Below are 18,834 nucleotides of genomic sequence, written 5' to 3' on the forward strand. Positions count from 1 at the left end.
GTGGTATAATCACCTGGCGAGAGCATCCCATGCGCATTGATCAGGCTCCTGGCGGGGCCTTTTTTATGCCTGAGTCCGGGCCGCGTTTCATCAACTTCCATCTTCACCCACTCGACGGATCAACCCATGACCAGCGATAATCCTGCTGACATTGCGCGCACAGAATTTGGCGGGAAGCGACAACTCCCGCAGATCGAGCACCCAGCCTCGCCGTCCTCATCTACCTGACCGCTCTTGCGGTGCTGCCAGTCAACATGATCCTGCCGTCGCTGCCGAACGTCGCCACTGCGTTCATGGCTGATTTCGCCCTCGTTAGCATCTCGGTCGCCGGCTATGCCATCGCCACAGCGCTCACTGAGATCGTCGCAGGTGCGATGTCGGATCGGTTCGGGCGCAAACCGGTTGTATTGATCGCCCTTTCCATCTTCATGGTCGCTTCAATTGGCTGCGCACTTGCCACCGATATCGGGGATTTCCTTATCTTTCGAGCAATGCAGGCTTCGATTGGCGCCTGCTTCTCGGTCTCTCTCGTCATGATCAAGGAAACGTCGGGCGAAGGCAAAGCAGCAAGCAAATTTGGTTACCTAGCCATGGGATGGGCAATTGCACCAATGCTCGGTCCGCTGTTTGGCGGGCTTTTGGACGAGGCGTTCGGATGGCGAGCGACCTTCATTGTCCTTGCAATCCTTGGCGCGGCCGCTCTCGCCTTGTCCAGTCGGGCTTTGAAAGAGACTGCCCGGCCCTCTACCAGATCGATCGGCTACCTTGCCTCCTACGCGCAACTGATGAGCTCGGCCCGGTTCTGGGCTTACACCCTCTGCATGGCTTCTTCGATGGGAACGCTTTACATTTTCCTTGGAGCGGCTCCGTGGGCCGTTGCTCAATCGCTCGGGGGATCGAGTGCCAAGCTCGGACTCTACATGGGAATCGTTCCTCTGGGCTTTATCATGGGCAGCTATCTGGCTGGCCGCCACGCTTCACGGAACGCATTGAGTACCATCCTTATATTCGGGCGTATGTTGACCTGCGCAGGGCTACTGATTGGCCTCGTTCTGTCGATGTCGGGCGCCACCCACGTTCTTGCATTCTTTGGGCCTTGCATGTTCATCGGCATTGGCAATGGATTGACCATGCCGGCGGCCAATACGGGGGCGCTATCTCTACGTGCCGAACTTGTTGGCACAGCAGCGGGGCTGGCGGCCGCAATAACCATCGCGGGCGGAGCGCTCATTGCCTCTATCGCCAGCCTGTTTCTAGTGGAGGCAGGTTCGGTCCAATCGGTATTGGGTATGATGCTCGCATCGGCACTGCTTGCGCTCTTGGCAGCAGTTTTTGCAACTTTCGTTGAGCGACGTCATTCTCACCCCGGATTGGATAGGGCCGTAAACTAGAGATCGAAGGCCGCCTGCCCTTCATCGATAGCTGTCACCACGCTCGCGGCCAGCGCGCGCGTTATTCGTGATTTTCGCTCAAGCGCCACGCTGTCCAGCCGCTCGACGATACGGTTGGCCGTGGAAAGCGATCGCTCGATATGGCTCACGAGGAAGCCGATGACATTGGGGTCGACAGCAATCTGCCGGTCGGCAAAAAGCTTGTAGAGGACGCCCGACAACAACACGTCATCCGGTTCGCCGATCTCCACCGTCGTTGCTGCCTTCAGGCGCGAAGCGAGGTCCGGCAACGCCACCGGCCAATTGGCCGGCCATTTGCGCGAGGTCATCAGCAGGCTCGAACCGCTCTGACGGACATTGTTGATCAGATGGAACAGACCAGCCTCGTCGACCGGGCCCTCGCCGATATCATCAATGAGGAACGGGCCCCCCTCGCCTGCAGCGGCGGCGATCCTGCGCGGATCGACCACGACAGCACTGGCCTCGGCTTTCCAGATTGCTGCAAGGTGGGTTTTGCCGGAGCCTGTCGGCCCTGCGAGCACGACGATCGGCGCGATCCATTCAGGCCAGCGATCGACGATATCCACCGCCGCCATGTTTGACGCCGACACGATCAGATCGTCGCGGGAATATCCCGGCTCATGGCCGAGATCGAGCGGGAGTTGGCGAGGCGAGGTCGTGCTGGTCATGGCGATGAAATACAGCCAGCTCTCCTGCCCTGTCACCTCAATTGTTTGGTCTTCTCGGATTTGTGGTAGTCGCCTGTGTAGAGCGGGGATTGTTGATAGCGTTGGATCATGAATCGCACGAGAACCCCGATGGCCGCGGCCGTCGGCACGGCTATCAGCATGCCGGTGAAGCCCATGAGCGTGCCGAAGGCGAACAGGGCAAACATCAACCAGACGGGATGCAGGCCCACCGATGATCCGACGAGTTTTGGCTGGAGGATATTGCCCTCGATGAACTGGCCGACGCCGAAGGCGATGGCAACGCCGAGAATGTGTCCCCATTCCGGCCAGAACTGCACCATGGCGACGCCAAGGGCGACGACCAATCCCACCAATGAGCCGACATAGGGAATGAAACTGATCAAGCCTGCAAAGAGGCCGATGAGAAGCCCGAAATTGAGGCCGACAATTGTGAGGCCAACGGCGTAGATGACGCCGAGCAGCAGGCAGACGGTGCCCTGGCCGCGAACGAAGCCGGCGATTGCCTTGTTCATGTCACGGGCGATGGCGCGCACCGTATACACATGCTCGCGCGGAATGAGATTGTCGATCTTTGAAACCATACGATCCCAGTCGAGCAACATGTAAAACGCGACAACCGGGGTTACGACGAACAGCGCGAAGACGTCGATCAGCGTCTTGCCGGAGCTCCAGATCGATTGCAGGAGAGTTGTCAGAAAGCCGGCGCCCTGTTGTAGCAAGGACTCGAGGCTGTTGCGTATGACCGATGCGTCGACCCCGATGAAGTCCTTGAGCCATTGCGAATCGCGATTGGCGATCAATTCCTGGAGGCGCGCCACGTAGCTCGGCAGACGGGCGATGAGATCGCTCATCTGCGAGGCAAGGACTGGTACGAGGATGATTAGAAGCAGCGCGAAGGTGACAATGAACAGGACCAGAATCACGATGGTCGCAAGCAGGCGTGACAGGCCGAACCGCTGCAGGCGGTCGGCCACAGGATCAAGAAAGTACGCCAGAACCATCCCGGCGACGAAAGGCAGAAGGATCGAAGAGAAGATATAAAGGAACAGGCCGAGGAAAATCATGGCCGCGGTCCAAAAAACCGCCTGACGGCGTACGCTGGTCGCAAGCGTGTTGACCTCAACTTCCACATGGATGTCGCGATCGGGAACCTCGACCGGGACAGGCTGCGTCTTGGTCGTGGTCACGCCTTTGCTTTCACTCTTTGTCATATCCAGCCATGTGTTTGGTCCACGCCACGAGATAGGCGGTCGCGGAGGCTGCGGTCAAGGTGGCAACGACCCATACGAGGATGGCGCGGCTGTCGGTCAGCGTAAAATCAAATGCAATATCCGCAAGCGTTACCACGACAAGGATGATTTGCAATGCGGTATTTGCCTTGGATATCAATAGCGGATGCATGGCAAGCGGCCTGTTGATGACAGCGCCGAGCAGCACCGCGCCGATGATGAAAATATCGCGCGACACCACGATGACAACCAGCCAGACGGGCAATTCCTTGAGGACGCCGAGGACAATGAACAGCGATACGAGCAGAACCTTGTCGGCAATCGGATCGAGATAGGCGCCAAGCTCGGAACGCTGGTCATAACGGCGTGCGATAAACCCGTCGACACCGTCCGAGACGCCGGCGACAACGAACCCGGCCAGCGCCACGCCGACATAGCCGGACAAGAGTGCCATGACAATGAAGGGGACCAGGACAAATCGGAAGATGGTGATGTAATTGGGAATGGTCACGCGTGTGTCTCAAGCATGCATCTTTCCTCTAAATGGAGGGAATGGCACCGTTGCTCAAGTCCTGGCGACGGGCAAAGTGTCGATTAGTGGCGTTTTCTCGGCCAGTAGCGGACTTAAGACCTTGCAGGAGGGCGTAAGTCGTGCCATTTCGCCATCAAAATCCGGAGCTGACGATGAGTGACAAGAACGAAGCCGGCAAGAATGGCCTCACCTATGCGCAGGCAGGCGTCGACATCGATGCGGGCAATCTGCTCGTCGAAAAGATCAAACCCATCGTGCGCTCGACGCGGCGGCCGGGTGCTGATGGCGAAATCGGCGGGTTTGGCGGCCTATTCGATCTGAAGGCGGCGGGCTTTACCGATCCTGTTCTCGTCGCGGCCAATGATGGCGTCGGTACCAAACTCAAGATAGCCATCGACGCCGGCGTGCACGACACGGTCGGTATCGATCTGGTTGCCATGTGTGTCAACGATCTCGTCGTGCAGGGCGCGGAACCGCTGTTCTTTCTCGACTACTTTGCCACCGGCAAGCTTGACCCCGACCAGGGCGCCGCGATCGTCAGCGGCATTGCCGAAGGCTGCCTGCAGGCGGGTTGCGCGCTTATCGGCGGTGAAACGGCGGAAATGCCGGGCATGTATCGCGACGGCGACTATGATCTTGCCGGTTTTGCCGTGGGCGCGGCAGAACGCAACCAATTGCTACCGTCAGGCGACATCGCCGAGGGTGATGTCATTCTCGGGCTCGCATCTTCCGGTGTTCACTCCAACGGCTTTTCGCTGGTGCGGCGCATTGTCGAGCTCTCCGGGCTTGGCTGGAACGCCGATGCTCCATTCAAATCCGGCACGACGCTTGGCGAGGCATTACTGACGCCGACGCGCATCTATGTGAAGCCGCTGCTGGCCGCCATTCGTGAAACGAACGCAGTCAAGGCGCTCGCCCACATAACCGGCGGCGGCTTTCCGGACAATATTCCGCGGGTGCTGCCAAAACACCTGACCGCCAGCATCGACCTTTCCGCGATCAACGTTCCGCCCGTGTTTTCCTGGCTCGCCAAGACCGGCGGGGTTGAACGCGACGAAATGCTGCGCACCTTCAATTGCGGCATCGGTATGATTGCCGTCGTTGCGCCAGAGAATGTCGCGGCAGTGTTCGACGCATTGAAATCACAGGGCGAAAACGCAGTCCGTCTCGGAAACATGGTTGCGCGCGCCGATGCAGGCGTGAGCTATCAGGGTACTTTGGCGCTGTGATCGGCGTAATAAAGAAAAAGCGCGTCGCTGTCCTTATCTCCGGGCGCGGCTCCAATATGAGCGCGCTCATCGCAGGGGCAAAGGCGCCGGACTACCCGGCCGAAGTCGTTGTCGTCATCGCCAACAAGGCGGATGCCGGTGGGCTCGAGGCGGCGCGAGCCGATGGCATCGCTGCCTTAGCCATCCCGCACCGCGATTTTGCCTCGAAGGCCGAGCACGAAGCTGCGGTTTCGGCAGCGCTGCGCGCTGCAGAGGTCGATATTGTCTGCCTGGCCGGGTACATGCGCCTCATTTCGCCGGAATTCGTGCGCGAATGGGAAGGTCGGATGCTCAACATCCACCCTTCCCTCCTGCCGTTGTTCAGGGGTCTCCATACCCATGAACAGGCGTTGGAGGCCGGCGTGCGAATCCACGGCTGCACGGTGCACTTTGTCACAGAAGGCATGGATGAAGGTCCGATCATCGCCCAGACCGCCGTTTCGGTTAAAACCGGTGACACGCCCGCGACCCTGACCGAACGTGTCCTCTCCGTCGAACACGAGACCTACGCAAGGGCGCTGGCGCTCGTCGCCAGCGGCAAGGCGGTAATGCAAAACGGGCGCACCGTTTTCAGCGATTAGCTTCGGTCCGTCCTTTTTGCGGGGAAAGCTCGCCCCCTCCGCCGCCTTCGCACCTCCGGAAGAGATGCCGAGGCGGTTGAGAAAAGAGGGCCGCTCAAGCCAAGCGCACCCAGACCTTGTTGTCGTGAAAGGCTGCACCACCATTGGGTGCGGGTGAATCGGAGCCGGTCAGAACATTGATGCCCTCGCCGCGTTCGAAGGCGGAGTTTGCGAAAATGCCTTCGGAAATAACGACGCCGCGTTTCGTGCGCGCTTCGACGCGGGCGTGAAAGACCACCTCGCCGCGATCATTACCAATCTCGACACGCGCACCATCGGCAATGCCGACTTCGGCTGCATCGTCCGGGTGTATCAGAAGTTCCGGGCGTTGCTCCTTGGCGGTCGATGTCGGCGTTTCCGAGAATGTCGAGTTGAGGAAATTGTGCGCTGGCGACGTTGCCAGCCGGAACGGATGTTTTTCATCCGCCACCTCGATCGCTTCCCAATAATCCGGAAACTCCGGCAGTGTGCTGAAGGGTCCCTGAAGCCCCATGGATTGCGGTGGACGGTTCGGCGACGGCCCGTTGACCCAATCCGGCCTGAAGCGGAACTTGCCGTCCGGCCAGGCAAAGCCCTTTTCGTAATGCGCGGTCTCAAAATCCGGCTGGATGTCCAGCCAGCGCATTTCCTTGAGCGCATCGAAACCGGGCAGATTGCTCGCCGCCATCATATTGTCGATGAGCGTCTTCGCATCGAGATCAAACCCCGGGAGGTGGGCGACGTTCAGCCGCTTTGCCAGTTCGTTGATGACATAGAGGTTCGGGCGCGTTTCACCGGGACCGTCGATGAGTTTCGGGCCGAGTACGATGTGTTGCTGGCCGCCGCCACGGTAAATATCGTCATGCTCCATGAACATTGTCGCGGGCAGCACGACATCAGCAAGCTTGGCCGTGTCGGTCATGAATTGTTCATGCACGGCCATGAAGAGGTCATCGCGCAACATGCCCTGCTTCACCAGCCGCTGCTCGGGCGCGACATTGGCGGGATTGGTATTCTGCACGAGCATGGCGGTGACGGGCGGTCCGCCGTACAGGGCAGATGCATCGCCGGTAAGCGCGGCGCCAATCCGCGACTGATCGATGTGCCGGACCGAAGGATCGGCAAAGGCGCGGCCTTCGATTTCGCGCTTGTCCATCCGGAAAATGCCCGAATTCGAATGAAAACCGCCGCCGCCCTCATATTTCCAAGCGCCTGTCACGGCAGGAATCGACAGGGCCGCATGCATGTTGACGGCACCATTGCGCTGGCGGGCGAAGCCATAGCCGAGGCGGAAGAACGTCCTCTTCGTCGTACCGACGAGACGAGCAAACGCTTCGATCTCGGCAACCGACAGGCCGGTGATCGCCGCCGCCCATTCCGGTGATTTGTGCTTCAAATGCTGTTCGAGCCCCTTGGGATCGTCCGTGTAGGCATTGAGGTAATCCCAGTCCGCGAGCCCGTCACGGAAAAGCACATGCATGACAGCACAGGCGAATGCGCCGTCGGTGCCGGGTTTCAGCACTAGCCCGAGATCGGCCTGGCGAACCGTCGCCGTCTCGTAAATATCGATGGCAACGATCTTCGCACCACGGTCCTTGCGGGCGCGAACGGCGTGCGTCATGACATTCACCTGTGTCGCCGCGGCATTCGTGCCCCATATCACGACGCAGTCGGACTTTGCCATCTCGCGAGGATCAACACCGCCAAGCTTGCCGGTTCCGGCGTGGAAACCGCTCCAGGCGAGATTGGTACAGATGCTGTCGAACTGGTTCGAATATTTCTTGGCGTGACGGAGCCGGTGGATGGAATCGCGTTGCACCAGTCCCATCGTACCGGCGTAATAGTATGGCCACACGCTTTCTGTACCATATTCCGCTTCGGCCTTCAGGAAACGCTCAGCGATCAGATCAAGGGCCGCTTCCCAGCTCGCCTCCTTCCAGAGCCCCTCGCCCTTGGCGCCGGCGCGAATGACCGGCTTGAGGAGCCGCTCCGGATGATGGATGCGCTCGGCATAGCGGGCGACCTTGGCGCAGATGACACCGGCGGTGTAGCTGTTTTCCTTCGCGCCGCGCACACGGCCAATGTGGCCCGTGTCGAGCACTTCGACGTCGAGCGCACAGGTCGACGGGCAATCGTGGGGACAGGCGGAATGGCCGGTGCGAAGAAGGACAGCTTTGTTCATGCGCGATCCATAGCGCAAAAACGGAACAGTACAAATGCAGCTTTTTGTCTTGGTGACAAGCTTGACGCCGTCTAATTGCCTTGATAGTTAAGCATTCACTTTAGTAATGCCTGAGATGGAGGACGTCGATGTCGCTCACGCTGTATTTTCACCCACTTTCATCATTCTGCCAGAAAGTGCTGACGGCCCTTTACGAAAAGGATGTCGCCTTCGAGAAGAGCGTCGTTGATTTCATGGACCCGGTGGCGAGCGCAAGTTTCACCAGGATTTGGCCTATTCGGCAATTTCCCGTTCTGCGTGATACCGCCCATGACAAGACGATCCCGGAGTCGAGCCTGATCATCGAATATCTGGACCGGCATTACCCGGGCAAGGTTCAGCTATTGCCTGCCGAACCTGAGGAGGCCTTCGAAACACGCCGGCTTGATCGCTTCTTTGACTTGCACGTTCAGGTACCCATGCAGAAAACGGTTACCGACAAGCTGCGACCCGACGGTCAAAACGACAGTTTCGGTGTCGAGGAGGCAAAAGCAAAGCTAAACACCGCGTATGAGGTGCTCGAGAAGGAACTGAGCGGCAAGGTCTGGGCGACGGGCGATCGCTATACGATGGCCGATTGCGCTGCCTCGCCAGCGCTGTTTTATGCCAATCTTTCCGTCCCGTTCGGCACCGAGCATCCAAATGTTTCGGCTTATCTGGAAAGGCTGATGCAGCGGCCGTCATTCGCGCGCGCCGTCGAGGAAGCCAAGCCCTATTTCGGCATGCGGCCGGAGTAGATCAGGCAAGCCGCATGACTGCTGCACCAGCGGCAATCAGCGCCACGGCCGCGAGGCGCTTCGGGCCGACGCTCTCATTGAGAACCAGCGCGGAAATTGCAACGGCAAAAAGGATCGAGGTTTCGCGCAAGGCGGCCACCGCCGCCACCGGTGCCAAAGTCATCGCCCAAAGTGCGAGACCGTAGGACCCGAGCGTCCCGACGCCGCCGATCGTTGCTAGGCGAGTGCGCTTGAGGAAATGAGGCCATAGCTCGCCCCGACGCATGATCATCGTCCATAAGAACAGCGGGACGGCGTTAAGGACGAAAACCCACATCGTATAGGAGGCAGGGGCGCCAGAATGACGCACGCCGACGCCATCGATGAGCGTATAGGAAGCGATTACGAAGGCGTTTACCAGGGCATACATCGTCGCCGCTCGATTGGCGGAGGCGCGCCGGCGTGCCTCAAGCGCAAGGGCGAGTACGCCGCCGCAGATCAGCGCGATCCCGCCCCATTTTTGTAGCGAAAGCACCTCACCGATCAGGGGTCCGCTGGCGATCGCCACAATCAGCGGCGCCGTGCCCCGCATGATCGGATAGGCCTGGCTCATGTCGCCGCTGCGATATGCAGCTGCGACCAAGATCAGATAAATCACCTGGGCGACGCCCGATGCGGCGAGAAACGGCCAACTTTCCCGCGCCGGGGGCGGCAAAAACGGCAGGCACAACGCTGCGATAAGGCCCGCTGAGGTAACGACGACGACTGTGTTGAGAAATTTGTCGCCTTCGGACTTGACGACAGCGTTCCAGCTCGCGTGCATGAACGCGGCAAAAAGCACAACGATAATAACAGTTCCGGACATGGTGTTCACCCGCAGCACGCCAGCGATACGAGTGTGCCCTGCGGCGCTATATGACAGATTTATGTCAATTGGCAAATTTGTTGGTTGAAAGTATCGGTTCAAGGAATTTGAACACGTCCAACGCAATGCTTGCGGGTTGCGGGACATCGTGAAACAAGCAGGCCATGAACTATCGCCACGCCTATCATGCCGGTAACTTTGCCGATGTCGTCAAGCACATCATACTGACGCGGCTGGTGCTTTACTTGCAGCGCAAGGACCAGGCGTTTCGCGTCATCGATACCCATGCGGGGATTGGACGTTACGACCTGAAGGGCATTGAGGCCGGCAAGACCAACGAGTGGCAGGCCGGCATCGGCAGGCTGCTGGAGACGAGGCTCGACCCGGCCGTTGCGGGGCTGATCGACCCCTATCTCGATATCGTCCGCGCCGAAAATGCGGATGGCGCGATACGGCGCTATCCTGGCTCGCCCCTCATCGTTCGCCACCTACTGCGGCGCCAAGACCGGCTCTCGGCCCTCGAACTTCACCCAGAAGACGCTGAGCGCCTCGGCGACCTCTTTGCCGGTGACGTTCAAGTGCGCGTAACGAAACTCGACGGCTGGCTGGCAATGGGCGCCCACCTGCCGCCGAAAGAAAAGCGGGGTCTCGTCCTCGTCGACCCGCCATTTGAGGTTGCCGGCGAATTCGACCGGCTTGTCGATGGCCTCGCCAGGGCGCACAAACGATTCTCCGGTGGTACCTATGCACTGTGGTATCCGGTCAAGGACAGGCAGGAAGTCAGTCGTTTCGCCGCGGCCCTGCGCGCGACTGGCATCCCGAAGATCCTGCGAACGGAACTGATGATTCGTGCGCCATCCGCCGAACCACGGCTCGACGGCACCGGGATGATCATCGTCAATCCCCCCTTTACGCTAGAGGACGAGCTGCGCCTTCTCTTCCCGGCGTTGTCAAAAATCCTCAGTGAAGAAAAAAATGCAGGGTTTACAGTCGATTGGGTGCGCGGCGAACAAGTTGACGCTTGACCGGAAGCAACTGCTGGCCGAGATTGCGCGCACAGACATTAGTGGAGAGTACACCCATGGCACGCGTATCACCTCTTCTTGCGGTTGGCTTTGCGGTCAGCGTCGTATTGTCCTCAGGCATCTCGGCAAGGGCCGCGGACTATGTTGAGGGTGGCTACGACGACACGTGTGGCCAGGCTGGGGTGCTCAATCGCATCGTCAACCGGTTCGCCTATCAGGTAAGGCACGTGCCGAACCTGCCGCAGGTCGGCATCCACAATTTCAGCGACGTTCGCCTCACCCGCTACGAGCCGAGTCGCGAGCCCGAACTTGCGGCGGTGGCACGTCACTACTGCAAGGCAACGGCGCACTTGACCGATGGCGGCCAGCGCCCAGTCTGGTACGTGGTCGAGGACGGCATGGGCTTTGTCGGCATCGGCAACAATGTCGAATTCTGTGTATTGGGGTTCGATCGCTGGCACGTCTATGACGGCCAGTGTCGCACGCTTTACTGAGCCGCCACCGAAGCGCGACAGGTGATGCCGGTCGGCAGGTTGGCCCGATACGCGCTGTTTGCGGCTCTGATTTCGATTTCAATCCTCACATATCTGCGTGAACAAGAAGCGCCGACGCAAACAACGCGGCCGGCGCCGGTTCCTGGTATCGACCGTGGCGCTCAGCAATCCACGGCTAAGGCCGATAAGGAGCTGCTTCCCGCGGGTTCGGGTTTCGATATCTACGTTCTCGCCCTTTCCTGGTCGCCGAGCTACTGCGCGGCGGAAGGCGCAAAAGCCAATCGGCAACAATGCAATTCCGGCCGGCCCTATGGGTTTGTCGTGCATGGGCTGTGGCCGCAATTCGAGCAGGGCTACCCGCAGGATTGCGATACCGCGCAGCCGCGCGATGTGCCTTATTCGCTCGCGAGGCAGCTTTCGGACATCATGCCTTCGACCGGGCTCGTTACCTACGAATGGCGCAAACACGGCGCATGCTCGGGACTCGGCCAGCAAGACTATTTTTCTGTCATGCGCCAAGCGATGAACCGCGTTTCTATCCCCTCGGCCTATCGCCAGCCGGACCTGCGCCCTGAAATCAACCCACTTGCCCTCGAACAGGCATTTGTATCCCAAATGCCGGCATGCCGAAGGACGGGATAGCGGTAACGTGTGACCGCGACTATCTTCGCGAAGTGCGTATTTGCCTGACCAAGGAGTTGAACTTCCGCTCATGCCCTGAGGTCGATCGGTCAGGCTGCCGGCGGCGTACGGTGGAAATGCCTGCGGCGCAATAGGCTGCCCTTTGCGAAACGCCGCTTGGCGTTTACTTTTCAGCATCGAATCGCAACGCATTGGAGCGCCATCGTGACGAAAGTTCTCTATTCCCCCGCCTCACCCTACAGCACGAAGGTCCGGATGGCCGCGCTCTACGCCGGCGTGCCAATCGAAAGCGTTTTGGTCGACAGCAATGCCGAGCCGGCCGAACTCATCAACGCCAATCCGCTTGGCAAAATTCCGACGCTCATTCTCGATGACGGCAAGGCGATCTATGACAGCCGCGTGATCACGCAGTATCTCAACCGAGTCTCGGGCAGCAAGATTTTTCCGCGCAATGCGGAAAGGCGCCTGGAGGCCGAGCAATTGGAGTCAATCGCCGACGGCCTTTGCGACGTACTCCTGGCGCATGTATATGAGCGCCGTTTCCATCCCGAAGAGAAGATCCACGAGCCATGGCTGGATCGGCAATGGGGCAAGGCTGTTCGCGTGCTCGACCATCTCAATGCTGCGCCACCACGCCTCGGCAAGAAGATCCATGGCGGCCACATCGCAATGGCGGCCGCCCTCGCCTATGCGAGCCTGCGCTTCGAAGGAAAATGGGAAAAGGGGCGATCCAAGCTGAAACGCTGGCAGAAACGCTTCGAGGAACTTCACCCTGAACTCGCTGCCCTGCTGCCAAAATAGCCGGCAACAAAAAAGGCCGGACAGTTGCCTGTCCGGCCCTTTCGCAAATCCGGCCTGGTTTAAAACTTATAACCAACACCAACCCGGACTTCGTTGGTGGTCAGCTTGCTCGATACATCATCGAGACCACCAAGATCGAAGTCCTTGCGGCCGTAATCGCTATAGCGATACTCCACGCGTCCAACGATGTTGTTGGTGATCTTGGCTTCTGCACCAGCACCCGCCGTCCAGCCGATACGTGTATTGGAATCGCTGCCCGTATCTGCCGAGAGCTTGCTGTTGGTCACGGCAAGACCACCGGTACCGTAGAGAAGGACTGGGTCAAGTGCGATACCGGCGCGTGCACGGACCGAGCCCTCCACACCCTGCTCGGCTTTGATGCCGTTGCGGGTTTCGGAACCGCCGGAATAGCCAAGATCGGCTTCGCCGCCATAAACGAACTGGCCGTTCTGGAAGTTGTAGCCGCCATAGGCTCCGCCCTTGACGCCATCGGCATTGACTTTGCCTTCATCCGTCTTGTGCTTGTTCCAGCCGTAACCGCCATAGGCGCCGAGATAGGCGCCTGACCAGTCGGAGGCTACGGGGGCGGCTTCCACCGGCGCCGGTGCCGGCGGCTGTTCCATGACAGCATCAGCAGCAAATACGGGGGCGGAGAGCATCAGCACAGCTGCCGACGTGAGGAAGGTTGTTTTAAGAGTGCGCATGGCAATCTCCTTTTTTTAAACTCTTTTTTACACGGAGCGGGCACTGGTCGGGGGGAAGAACCATGGATTGCGTCCGCTTAACGAGACGGACATTCGCGCCGCATTGTGGCGGCACTTGCGCGGGACTGTGAAAACAAACCGACGAGATCGTGGCCGGAATGCGATGTGCTTTTTGGGCAACAACCGGGATTTCCGCCATAGCCAAGTAGTATGTTAATCTCTTTTTGAAATAAACGCTCACAATTATTTGATAATAAACAAAAGACTCGATTGAGTTATGTCGAATCACGCGTGAATATACTTAATAATTACTTAATATTCTCGCTCCAGCGAACCATCACATCGCCACTTCGAAGCAACAAAGCTGACTCGTGGCAAACTTCAGTCGAATCAACGCGTTCGACTGCACGTGTTCACTGCTGACCTTTCACCCTCGCGCTTTTGCTCGGCGAACCCTATATTCGGGCCTGAATCGCAGCATGAATGGAGTGGAGCTTGAAAATTGACCGGACCGTTGCTCTCGTAACCGGCGGTGCGAAGCGGATCGGCAAGGCGATTGTCGAGGATCTGGCGGCCCACGGCTTTGCGGTCGCCATCCATGGTCACAGCGCCCTCGATGAAGGCGGCGATCTGCTTGCAGCGATCGAGGCGCATGGCGGCAAGGGTTGCCTGGTCAGGGCGGACCTGACCGATAGCGATGCTGTGCGCCGGCTTATTGGTGACGTCGAGGCCGCACTTGGTCCCGTGCAACTCCTGGTCAACAACGCCTCGGTGTTTCACGAGGACGGTGTGGGTAACCTCAGAAATGATGAAATCTGGGACAGCCATTTCGCCGTCCATGTCAAGGCTCCTGTGCTGCTCGCCGACGCCATGGCGTCTGCGCTACCGGCGGGTGCGGAAGGTCTCATCGTCAACATGATCGACCACCGGGTCTGGAAGCTCACTCCCAAATTCACATCGTACACCCTGTCGAAGGCAGCGCTGTGGACGGCAACGCAAACCCTGGCGCAAGCGCTTGCGCCGCGTATTCGCGTCAACGGGATCGGTCCGGGACCTACCCTGCCGAGCTCCAGGCAGGACCCTGCTGACTTCGACCGGCAGGTCAACGCGCTTTTGTTGAAACACGGGCCCGAACTGTCAGAATTTGGCCGCACAATCCGCTACCTCTGGGAGGCACACTCGATCACGGGGCAGATGATCGCCCTTGATGGCGGACAACATCTGGCGTGGGAAACGCCTGATGTATCAGGAATTATTGAATGAACGATCCGGCAAACCAGAACCAGAAAAATGAGCTTCGAGCGGACAATACGAACGAGGACGAAATCGACGTTGCCGATGAGGCGGAAGACGAAGACCGGGCAAGCGGCGAGCCCGTCCGTGACGTTGCCGCGCTGATCAGCGCGATCGAATGGGATGCCAGCGTCGTCTCCGAAGGTGCCAGTGGCGCGGATGTGATTGCGGGTCTCGTCAAGCGGCTGCCCAACAAGCCCGGCGTCTATCGCATGTTCAACGCAAGTGGCGACGTGCTTTACGTCGGCAAGGCGCACAGCCTGAAGAAACGTGTTTCGAACTATGCACGCGGCCAGGGCCACAACAATCGCATAGCGCGCATGATCCGCGAAACCGTCAAGATGGAATTCGTCGTCACGCGCACGGAAACGGAAGCGCTGCTCCTCGAAGCGAATCTGATCAAGCGCTTACGACCACGTTTTAATGTACTGATGCGGGACGACAAATCGTTTCCGTACATACTGTTGACCGCGCCCAAGCGGAGCGATCGGTGGCTGGCGCCCGGAATATTCAAGCATCGCGGCGCGCATTCGATCAAGGGCGACTATTTCGGTCCATTTGCATCGGCGGGCGCCGTGGGGCGCACGATCAATGCCCTGCAGCGCGCTTTCCTCCTGCGTACCTGCACGGATTCCTTCTACGAGAACCGCACCCGGCCTTGCCTGCTCTACCAGATCAAGCGCTGTTCCGGACCATGCACGGGCGAGGTGAGCGAAGGCGAATATGACGAACTTGTGCGGGAGACGAAGGCGTTCCTCTCTGGCAAAAGCCAGGCGGTGAAGACGCATCTTTCCGACGCCATGAGGCAAGCTTCAGCCGAACTCGACTTCGAACGGGCGGCCATCTACCGCGACCGGCTTTCGGCTCTGTCACACGTGCAGTCGCATTCCGGGATCAATCCACAATCGGTGGAACAGGCCGACGTCTTCGCCATCTATCAGGATGGCGGCGTAACCTGCATCCAGGTGTTCTTTTTCCGCACCGGTCAGAATTGGGGCAACCGCGCCTACTATCCGAAGGCGGATCCTTCCCTATCGCCTGCAGAGGTACTTGGCGCTTTTCTTTCGCAATTCTATGACGACAAGCCCTGCCCGAGCTTGATCATGCTTTCCGAGACGGTGGAGGACCAGGAACTGCTCGGTACGGCACTGACGGCGAAGTCGCATCGAAAGGTCACCATCACGGTTCCCCAACGCGGTGAGAAGAAGGAACTGGTCGAACATGCGCTCAGCAATGCGCGCGAGGCGCTTGGCCGCCAACTCGCCGAAACATCATCGCAATCCCGCCTGCTCAAGGGTATCGCGGATACGTTCGGGCTAGAAAAGACGCCGCGGCGCATCGAGGTCTACGACAATTCGCACATCATGGGCACGAACGCCATCGGGGCAATGATCGTTGCCGGGCCTGAAGGCTTCGTCAAGAATCAGTACCGGAAGTTCAATATCCGCTCGACTGAAATTACTCCGGGCGATGATTTCGGAATGATGCGGGAAGTCATCGAGCGGCGTTTCAGCCGGCTCGTCAAGGAGCACGGCACACCGGAGAACCGCGATGCGCCGGCGGAAGACCTGGAGATCGATGAATTTGACGAGGAGTCAGACGCATTTCCCGCCTGGCCGGACATCATCCTCATCGATGGCGGACAAGGCCAGATGAGCGCGGTGCGCGGTATCCTCGGCGAAATGGGCATTGCCGACAAGGTAACCGCCATAGGCGTGGCCAAGGGTGTCGATCGTGATGCCGGCCGCGAGCGGTTTTTCATGGAGGGCAAGCCGTCTTTCACCTTGCCGCCGCGCGACCCGGTTCTCTACTTCCTGCAACGCCTGCGCGATGAAGCGCATCGCTTTGCCATCGGCACCCACCGTGCAAAGCGCAAGAAGGAGATGGTCAAGAACCCGCTCGACGAGATTGCCGGTATCGGCCCGTCGCGCAAGCGCGCGCTGCTGCACCAATTCGGTACTGCCAAAGCGGTTTCACGCGCCGCTGTCGAAGATTTGATGAAGGTCGACGGCATATCTGAAGCGATGGCGATCACAATTCGCGACCATTTTCGTACATAGCTGATTTCCGGACATAAATGCGCCGGACTTCTTATTGATTGGCTTGACGTTTGGCGGTCGAGCCCCTTTGATCGGCACTGATTTGATTGGTTGGAAACATGCCCAGAAACAACGCCTACTCTCTGCCGAACCTTTTGACCTATGCTCGTATTATCGCAGTCCCCCTCGTTGTCCTTTGCTTCTTTCTGGAAGGCAGGCTGCAATCGAGCGATGCGGCGCGTTGGGGCGCCCTGGCGATCTTTCTGATTGCCAGTATCACCGACTTTTTCGACGGCTACCTTGCCCGTATCTGGCAGCAAACCTCGACCATCGGGCGCATGCTTGATCCGATCGCCGACAAATTGCTGGTTTCGGCTGTACTCCTGCTTCTTGCCGCCGATGGAACGATCGCCGGCTGGAGCCTTTGGGCCGCCATCATCATCCTATGCCGGGAGATCTTGGTTTCAGGCCTGCGCGAATACCTCGCTGAACTCAAGGTGAGCGTCCCCGTAAGCCGACTTGCCAAGTGGAAGACAACGATCCAAATGATTGCGATCGCGTTCCTGCTCACCGGCCCGGCGGGAGACAAGATCGTCCCGATCGTGACCATATCCGGCATTATTCTGCTGTGGATTGCCGCACTCATAACGCTGTACACTGGGTGGGACTATTTCCGTGCCGGCCTGAAGCACGTGGTGGATTAGAATCGTAAAGGTGCCAACATGACCAAGCTTGTCTATTTCGCGTGGGTGCGTGAACGGATCGGCAAAGGCGAGGAAACCCTCGACCTTGCGCCTTCGATCGTGACCGTGGGAGACCTCCTGGCGCATCTGAAACAGCGCGGCGACGAATATGAGGCGGCATTCGAATATCCGGAAGTGATCCGTGTTGCGATCGACCAGGAGCACGTCGAGCATGACGCCCCGATCGAGGGCGCTCGTGAAATCGCCCTCTTCCCACCGATGACCGGGGGATGAGATGGGTGCGGTCAAACCCCTCGTCCGCATTCAGGACGAGGATTTCGATACTGCTGCCGAAATCGCCCGCCTGACCGAAAATCGCCGCGGCATCGGAGCCGTCGTGACCTTCAGCGGGCTTTGCCGCGATGAGGAAGGAACGCTCACGGCGCTTGAAATCGAGCATTATCCCGGCATGGCCGACGCCGAAATCACACGCATCGCCAACGTGGCTCTCGACCGATGGAGCCTGACGGGACTGACGGTTATCCATCGCAACGGCTTCATCAAACCCGGCGAGAACATCGTCCTCGTGGTCGCCGCATCGGCGCATCGGCAGGCAGCGTTCGAAGCTGCTTCATTCCTGATGGACTATCTAAAAAATGCCGCACCTTTCTGGAAGAAACAGCATCTCGTCGGCAGGAACGACGAGAGCAGCTGGGTAGAAGCCAAGGCAACGGACAAGGAAGCGCTCAAGCGCTGGCAGAAGAAAACCAAATGAACCGGATAGCAGTCGGATCACTCGTCATCGGCTTCGTCGCCGCCGTCGTATTGCTGGTGCTGTCGTTGACGGCGCACAGCGCCGAGGCGGGCAATGAACTCACCGACGTCAACTGGGTCGCCGAAGACATCAGGGGCGCAGGGGTTATCGACTATGCGCAGACGACGCTTTTAATCGGCCCATCCGGGGCCGCGAGCGGGTCGGGCGGATGCAATCGCTACGCGACGGCCGCAACGATCAACGGTTCTAAGATTAGCTTCAAACCGGCAGCGGCGACGCGCATGATGTGCGCGCCCGCAGTCATGGATCAGGAGCAGAAGTTTTTCGCGGTACTGGAAGAGGCGCGGACCTATTCGGTCGAAGCCGCCGTGGGAAAGCTCTTCTTCTACGACAAGGATGGCAAAATCCTCGCGCGATTGTCCCGATAAGCCGCGTATAACAATAAAAAAGCCGGGCGCTTGGCCCGGCTTCTTCAACTAAACTGGGGCGTATCAGCCGACGATTTCGGTGCCCGAGAACCAATAGGCGATTTCCTCGGCAGCAGTCTCGGGAGCATCCGAGCCGTGCACAGAATTCTCGCCGATCGACAGGGCAAACAGCTTGCGGATCGTGCCTTCATCGGCATTGGCCGGGTTGGTCGCGCCCATGATCTCGCGGTTGCGGGCAATAGCATTTTCGCCCTCGAGTACCTGAACGATCGTCGGACCAGAAGACATGGAATCGACGAGTTCACCGAAGAACGGGCGTTCCTTGTGAACTGCATAGAAGCCTTCTGCCTCGCGGCGGCTCATCCATACGCGCTTGGAAGCAACAATGCGAAGGCCAGCCTCTTCAAACTTCTGGGTAA

General features: G+C 59.0%; 21 protein-coding genes. 14 read left to right on the top strand and 7 right to left on the bottom strand.

Going from position 1 to position 18,834, the window contains the following annotated elements:
- Positions 1-254 precede the first annotated feature (254 nt).
- Positions 255-1,391, top strand: coding sequence for an MFS transporter (locus AAAB35_RS09075; RefSeq protein ID WP_340667962.1), 1,137 nt, complete (start codon positions 255-257; stop codon positions 1,389-1,391).
- Here AAAB35_RS09075 and hdaA read toward each other — a convergent pair.
- From hdaA to AAAB35_RS09090, 3 genes are read right to left on the bottom strand one after another with little or no spacing between them, the layout of a single operon-like run.
- On the bottom strand, positions 1,388-2,080 hold the full coding sequence (gene hdaA, locus AAAB35_RS09080; protein WP_340667984.1) for a DnaA regulatory inactivator HdaA: 693 nt from the start codon (positions 2,078-2,080) through the stop codon (positions 1,388-1,390). The two genes, AAAB35_RS09075 and hdaA, sit on opposite strands and share 4 nt — an antisense overlap.
- Positions 2,081-2,112: 32 nt before the next feature.
- Entirely contained in the window at positions 2,113-3,288 is a 1,176-nt protein-coding gene (locus tag AAAB35_RS09085; protein WP_340667963.1) for an AI-2E family transporter, read from the bottom strand.
- A 10-nt stretch (positions 3,289-3,298) separates the two neighbouring features.
- Positions 3,299-3,841, bottom strand: a complete 543-nt coding sequence (locus AAAB35_RS09090; protein WP_340667964.1) for a CDP-alcohol phosphatidyltransferase family protein — start codon at positions 3,839-3,841, stop codon at positions 3,299-3,301.
- Positions 3,842-4,014: 173 nt separating this feature from the next.
- Between AAAB35_RS09090 and purM the strand changes: the two genes are divergently transcribed.
- Both purM and purN read left to right on the top strand, forming a co-directional pair.
- Complete coding sequence (gene purM, locus AAAB35_RS09095) at positions 4,015-5,091, top strand: phosphoribosylformylglycinamidine cyclo-ligase (RefSeq protein ID WP_340667965.1); 1,077 nt, start codon at positions 4,015-4,017, stop codon at positions 5,089-5,091.
- Positions 5,088-5,711: a phosphoribosylglycinamide formyltransferase gene (purN, locus tag AAAB35_RS09100; protein ID WP_340667966.1), complete on the top strand. Its 624-nt coding sequence runs from the start codon at positions 5,088-5,090 to the stop codon at positions 5,709-5,711. Before purM ends, purN begins: the two co-directional genes overlap by 4 nt.
- A 94-nt stretch (positions 5,712-5,805) precedes the next feature.
- Here purN and AAAB35_RS09105 read toward each other — a convergent pair whose 3' ends face one another.
- Complete coding sequence (locus AAAB35_RS09105; RefSeq protein ID WP_340667967.1) at positions 5,806-7,911, bottom strand: molybdopterin oxidoreductase family protein; 2,106 nt, start codon at positions 7,909-7,911, stop codon at positions 5,806-5,808.
- Between the two features lie 128 nt (positions 7,912-8,039).
- Between AAAB35_RS09105 and AAAB35_RS09110 the strand changes: the two genes are divergently transcribed.
- Positions 8,040-8,687, top strand: coding sequence for a glutathione S-transferase family protein (locus tag AAAB35_RS09110; protein WP_340667968.1), 648 nt, complete (start codon positions 8,040-8,042; stop codon positions 8,685-8,687).
- A gap of 1 nt (position 8,688) precedes the next feature.
- Here AAAB35_RS09110 and AAAB35_RS09115 read toward each other — a convergent pair whose 3' ends face one another.
- Positions 8,689-9,531 carry an EamA family transporter gene (locus AAAB35_RS09115; protein ID WP_340667969.1) on the bottom strand — a complete coding sequence of 281 codons (843 nt, stop codon included), beginning with the start codon at positions 9,529-9,531 and terminating at the stop codon, positions 8,689-8,691.
- 164 nt (positions 9,532-9,695) lie between these two features.
- On the opposite strand from AAAB35_RS09115, the gene AAAB35_RS09120 reads away from it, so the two are divergent.
- The 4 genes from AAAB35_RS09120 (at position 9,696) to AAAB35_RS09135 (ending at position 12,493) form a co-directional block, all read left to right on the top strand.
- A complete protein-coding gene (locus AAAB35_RS09120; RefSeq protein ID WP_340667970.1) occupies positions 9,696-10,556 on the top strand; it encodes a 23S rRNA (adenine(2030)-N(6))-methyltransferase RlmJ in 861 nt (286 codons plus the stop codon).
- Positions 10,557-10,612: 56 nt separating this feature from the next.
- Positions 10,613-11,050, top strand: coding sequence for a hypothetical protein (locus tag AAAB35_RS09125; RefSeq protein ID WP_340667971.1), 438 nt, complete (start codon positions 10,613-10,615; stop codon positions 11,048-11,050).
- A 24-nt stretch (positions 11,051-11,074) separates the two neighbouring features.
- Positions 11,075-11,692 carry a ribonuclease gene (locus tag AAAB35_RS09130; protein ID WP_340667972.1) on the top strand — a complete coding sequence of 206 codons (618 nt, stop codon included), beginning with the start codon at positions 11,075-11,077 and terminating at the stop codon, positions 11,690-11,692.
- A gap of 204 nt (positions 11,693-11,896) precedes the next feature.
- Entirely contained in the window at positions 11,897-12,493 is a 597-nt protein-coding gene (locus AAAB35_RS09135) for a glutathione S-transferase (protein WP_340667973.1), read from the top strand.
- Between the two features lie 59 nt (positions 12,494-12,552).
- Here AAAB35_RS09135 and AAAB35_RS09140 read toward each other — a convergent pair whose 3' ends face one another.
- Positions 12,553-13,197, bottom strand: coding sequence for an outer membrane protein (locus AAAB35_RS09140; protein ID WP_340667974.1), 645 nt, complete (start codon positions 13,195-13,197; stop codon positions 12,553-12,555).
- A gap of 483 nt (positions 13,198-13,680) precedes the next feature.
- Here AAAB35_RS09140 and AAAB35_RS09145 point away from each other — a divergent pair, with 483 nt between their 5' ends.
- The 6 genes from AAAB35_RS09145 to AAAB35_RS09170 all read left to right on the top strand — a co-directional run bounded on the left by AAAB35_RS09145 (position 13,681) and on the right by AAAB35_RS09170 (position 18,415).
- Positions 13,681-14,460 (top strand): SDR family oxidoreductase, encoded by a 780-nt coding sequence (locus tag AAAB35_RS09145; RefSeq protein WP_340667975.1) that lies wholly within the window; start codon positions 13,681-13,683, stop codon positions 14,458-14,460.
- Positions 14,457-16,550, top strand: coding sequence for an excinuclease ABC subunit UvrC (gene uvrC, locus AAAB35_RS09150; protein WP_340667976.1), 2,094 nt, complete (start codon positions 14,457-14,459; stop codon positions 16,548-16,550). The genes AAAB35_RS09145 and uvrC overlap by 4 nt, the downstream gene beginning before the upstream one ends.
- Before the next feature lie 98 nt (positions 16,551-16,648).
- A complete protein-coding gene (gene pgsA / locus AAAB35_RS09155; RefSeq protein WP_340667977.1) occupies positions 16,649-17,233 on the top strand; it encodes a CDP-diacylglycerol--glycerol-3-phosphate 3-phosphatidyltransferase in 585 nt (194 codons plus the stop codon).
- An 18-nt stretch (positions 17,234-17,251) separates the two neighbouring features.
- On the top strand, positions 17,252-17,506 hold the full coding sequence (gene moaD / locus AAAB35_RS09160; RefSeq protein ID WP_340667978.1) for a molybdopterin converting factor subunit 1: 255 nt from the start codon (positions 17,252-17,254) through the stop codon (positions 17,504-17,506).
- A 1-nt stretch (position 17,507) separates the two neighbouring features.
- Positions 17,508-17,987, top strand: a complete 480-nt coding sequence (locus tag AAAB35_RS09165; RefSeq protein WP_340667980.1) for a molybdenum cofactor biosynthesis protein MoaE — start codon at positions 17,508-17,510, stop codon at positions 17,985-17,987.
- Positions 17,984-18,415, top strand: a complete 432-nt coding sequence (locus AAAB35_RS09170) for an META domain-containing protein (RefSeq protein ID WP_340667981.1) — start codon at positions 17,984-17,986, stop codon at positions 18,413-18,415. The genes AAAB35_RS09165 and AAAB35_RS09170 overlap by 4 nt, the downstream gene beginning before the upstream one ends.
- A gap of 63 nt (positions 18,416-18,478) precedes the next feature.
- Here AAAB35_RS09170 and ndk read toward each other — a convergent pair.
- Positions 18,479-18,834: nucleoside-diphosphate kinase (gene ndk, locus AAAB35_RS09175; protein ID WP_340667982.1), on the bottom strand; the 356-nt coding region annotated here is incomplete at its 5' end.

This window comes from Phyllobacterium sp. (assembly GCF_037994425.1).
GTDB lineage: Bacteria > Pseudomonadota > Alphaproteobacteria > Rhizobiales > Rhizobiaceae > Phyllobacterium.

What these genes read in the sequence shown, in the direction of transcription:
- AAAB35_RS09075 (WP_340667962.1), top strand. Translation starts at nt 255, where the DNA reads ATGATCCTGCCGTCGCTGCCGAACGTCGCCACTGCGTTCATGGCTGAT.
- hdaA (WP_340667984.1), bottom strand. Translation starts at nt 2,080, where the DNA reads ATGACCAGCACGACCTCGCCTCGCCAACTCCCGCTCGATCTCGGCCAT.
- purM (WP_340667965.1), top strand. Translation starts at nt 4,015, where the DNA reads ATGAGTGACAAGAACGAAGCCGGCAAGAATGGCCTCACCTATGCGCAG.
- AAAB35_RS09105 (WP_340667967.1), bottom strand. Translation starts at nt 7,911, where the DNA reads ATGAACAAAGCTGTCCTTCTTCGCACCGGCCATTCCGCCTGTCCCCAC.
- AAAB35_RS09110 (WP_340667968.1), top strand. Translation starts at nt 8,040, where the DNA reads ATGTCGCTCACGCTGTATTTTCACCCACTTTCATCATTCTGCCAGAAA.
- AAAB35_RS09115 (WP_340667969.1), bottom strand. Translation starts at nt 9,531, where the DNA reads ATGTCCGGAACTGTTATTATCGTTGTGCTTTTTGCCGCGTTCATGCAC.
- AAAB35_RS09120 (WP_340667970.1), top strand. Translation starts at nt 9,696, where the DNA reads ATGAACTATCGCCACGCCTATCATGCCGGTAACTTTGCCGATGTCGTC.
- AAAB35_RS09125 (WP_340667971.1), top strand. Translation starts at nt 10,613, where the DNA reads ATGGCACGCGTATCACCTCTTCTTGCGGTTGGCTTTGCGGTCAGCGTC.
- AAAB35_RS09130 (WP_340667972.1), top strand. Translation starts at nt 11,075, where the DNA reads ATGCCGGTCGGCAGGTTGGCCCGATACGCGCTGTTTGCGGCTCTGATT.
- AAAB35_RS09140 (WP_340667974.1), bottom strand. Translation starts at nt 13,197, where the DNA reads ATGCGCACTCTTAAAACAACCTTCCTCACGTCGGCAGCTGTGCTGATG.
- AAAB35_RS09145 (WP_340667975.1), top strand. Translation starts at nt 13,681, where the DNA reads ATGGAGTGGAGCTTGAAAATTGACCGGACCGTTGCTCTCGTAACCGGC.
- uvrC (WP_340667976.1), top strand. Translation starts at nt 14,457, where the DNA reads ATGAACGATCCGGCAAACCAGAACCAGAAAAATGAGCTTCGAGCGGAC.
- pgsA (WP_340667977.1), top strand. Translation starts at nt 16,649, where the DNA reads ATGCCCAGAAACAACGCCTACTCTCTGCCGAACCTTTTGACCTATGCT.
- moaD (WP_340667978.1), top strand. Translation starts at nt 17,252, where the DNA reads ATGACCAAGCTTGTCTATTTCGCGTGGGTGCGTGAACGGATCGGCAAA.
- AAAB35_RS09165 (WP_340667980.1), top strand. Translation starts at nt 17,508, where the DNA reads ATGGGTGCGGTCAAACCCCTCGTCCGCATTCAGGACGAGGATTTCGAT.
- AAAB35_RS09170 (WP_340667981.1), top strand. Translation starts at nt 17,984, where the DNA reads ATGAACCGGATAGCAGTCGGATCACTCGTCATCGGCTTCGTCGCCGCC.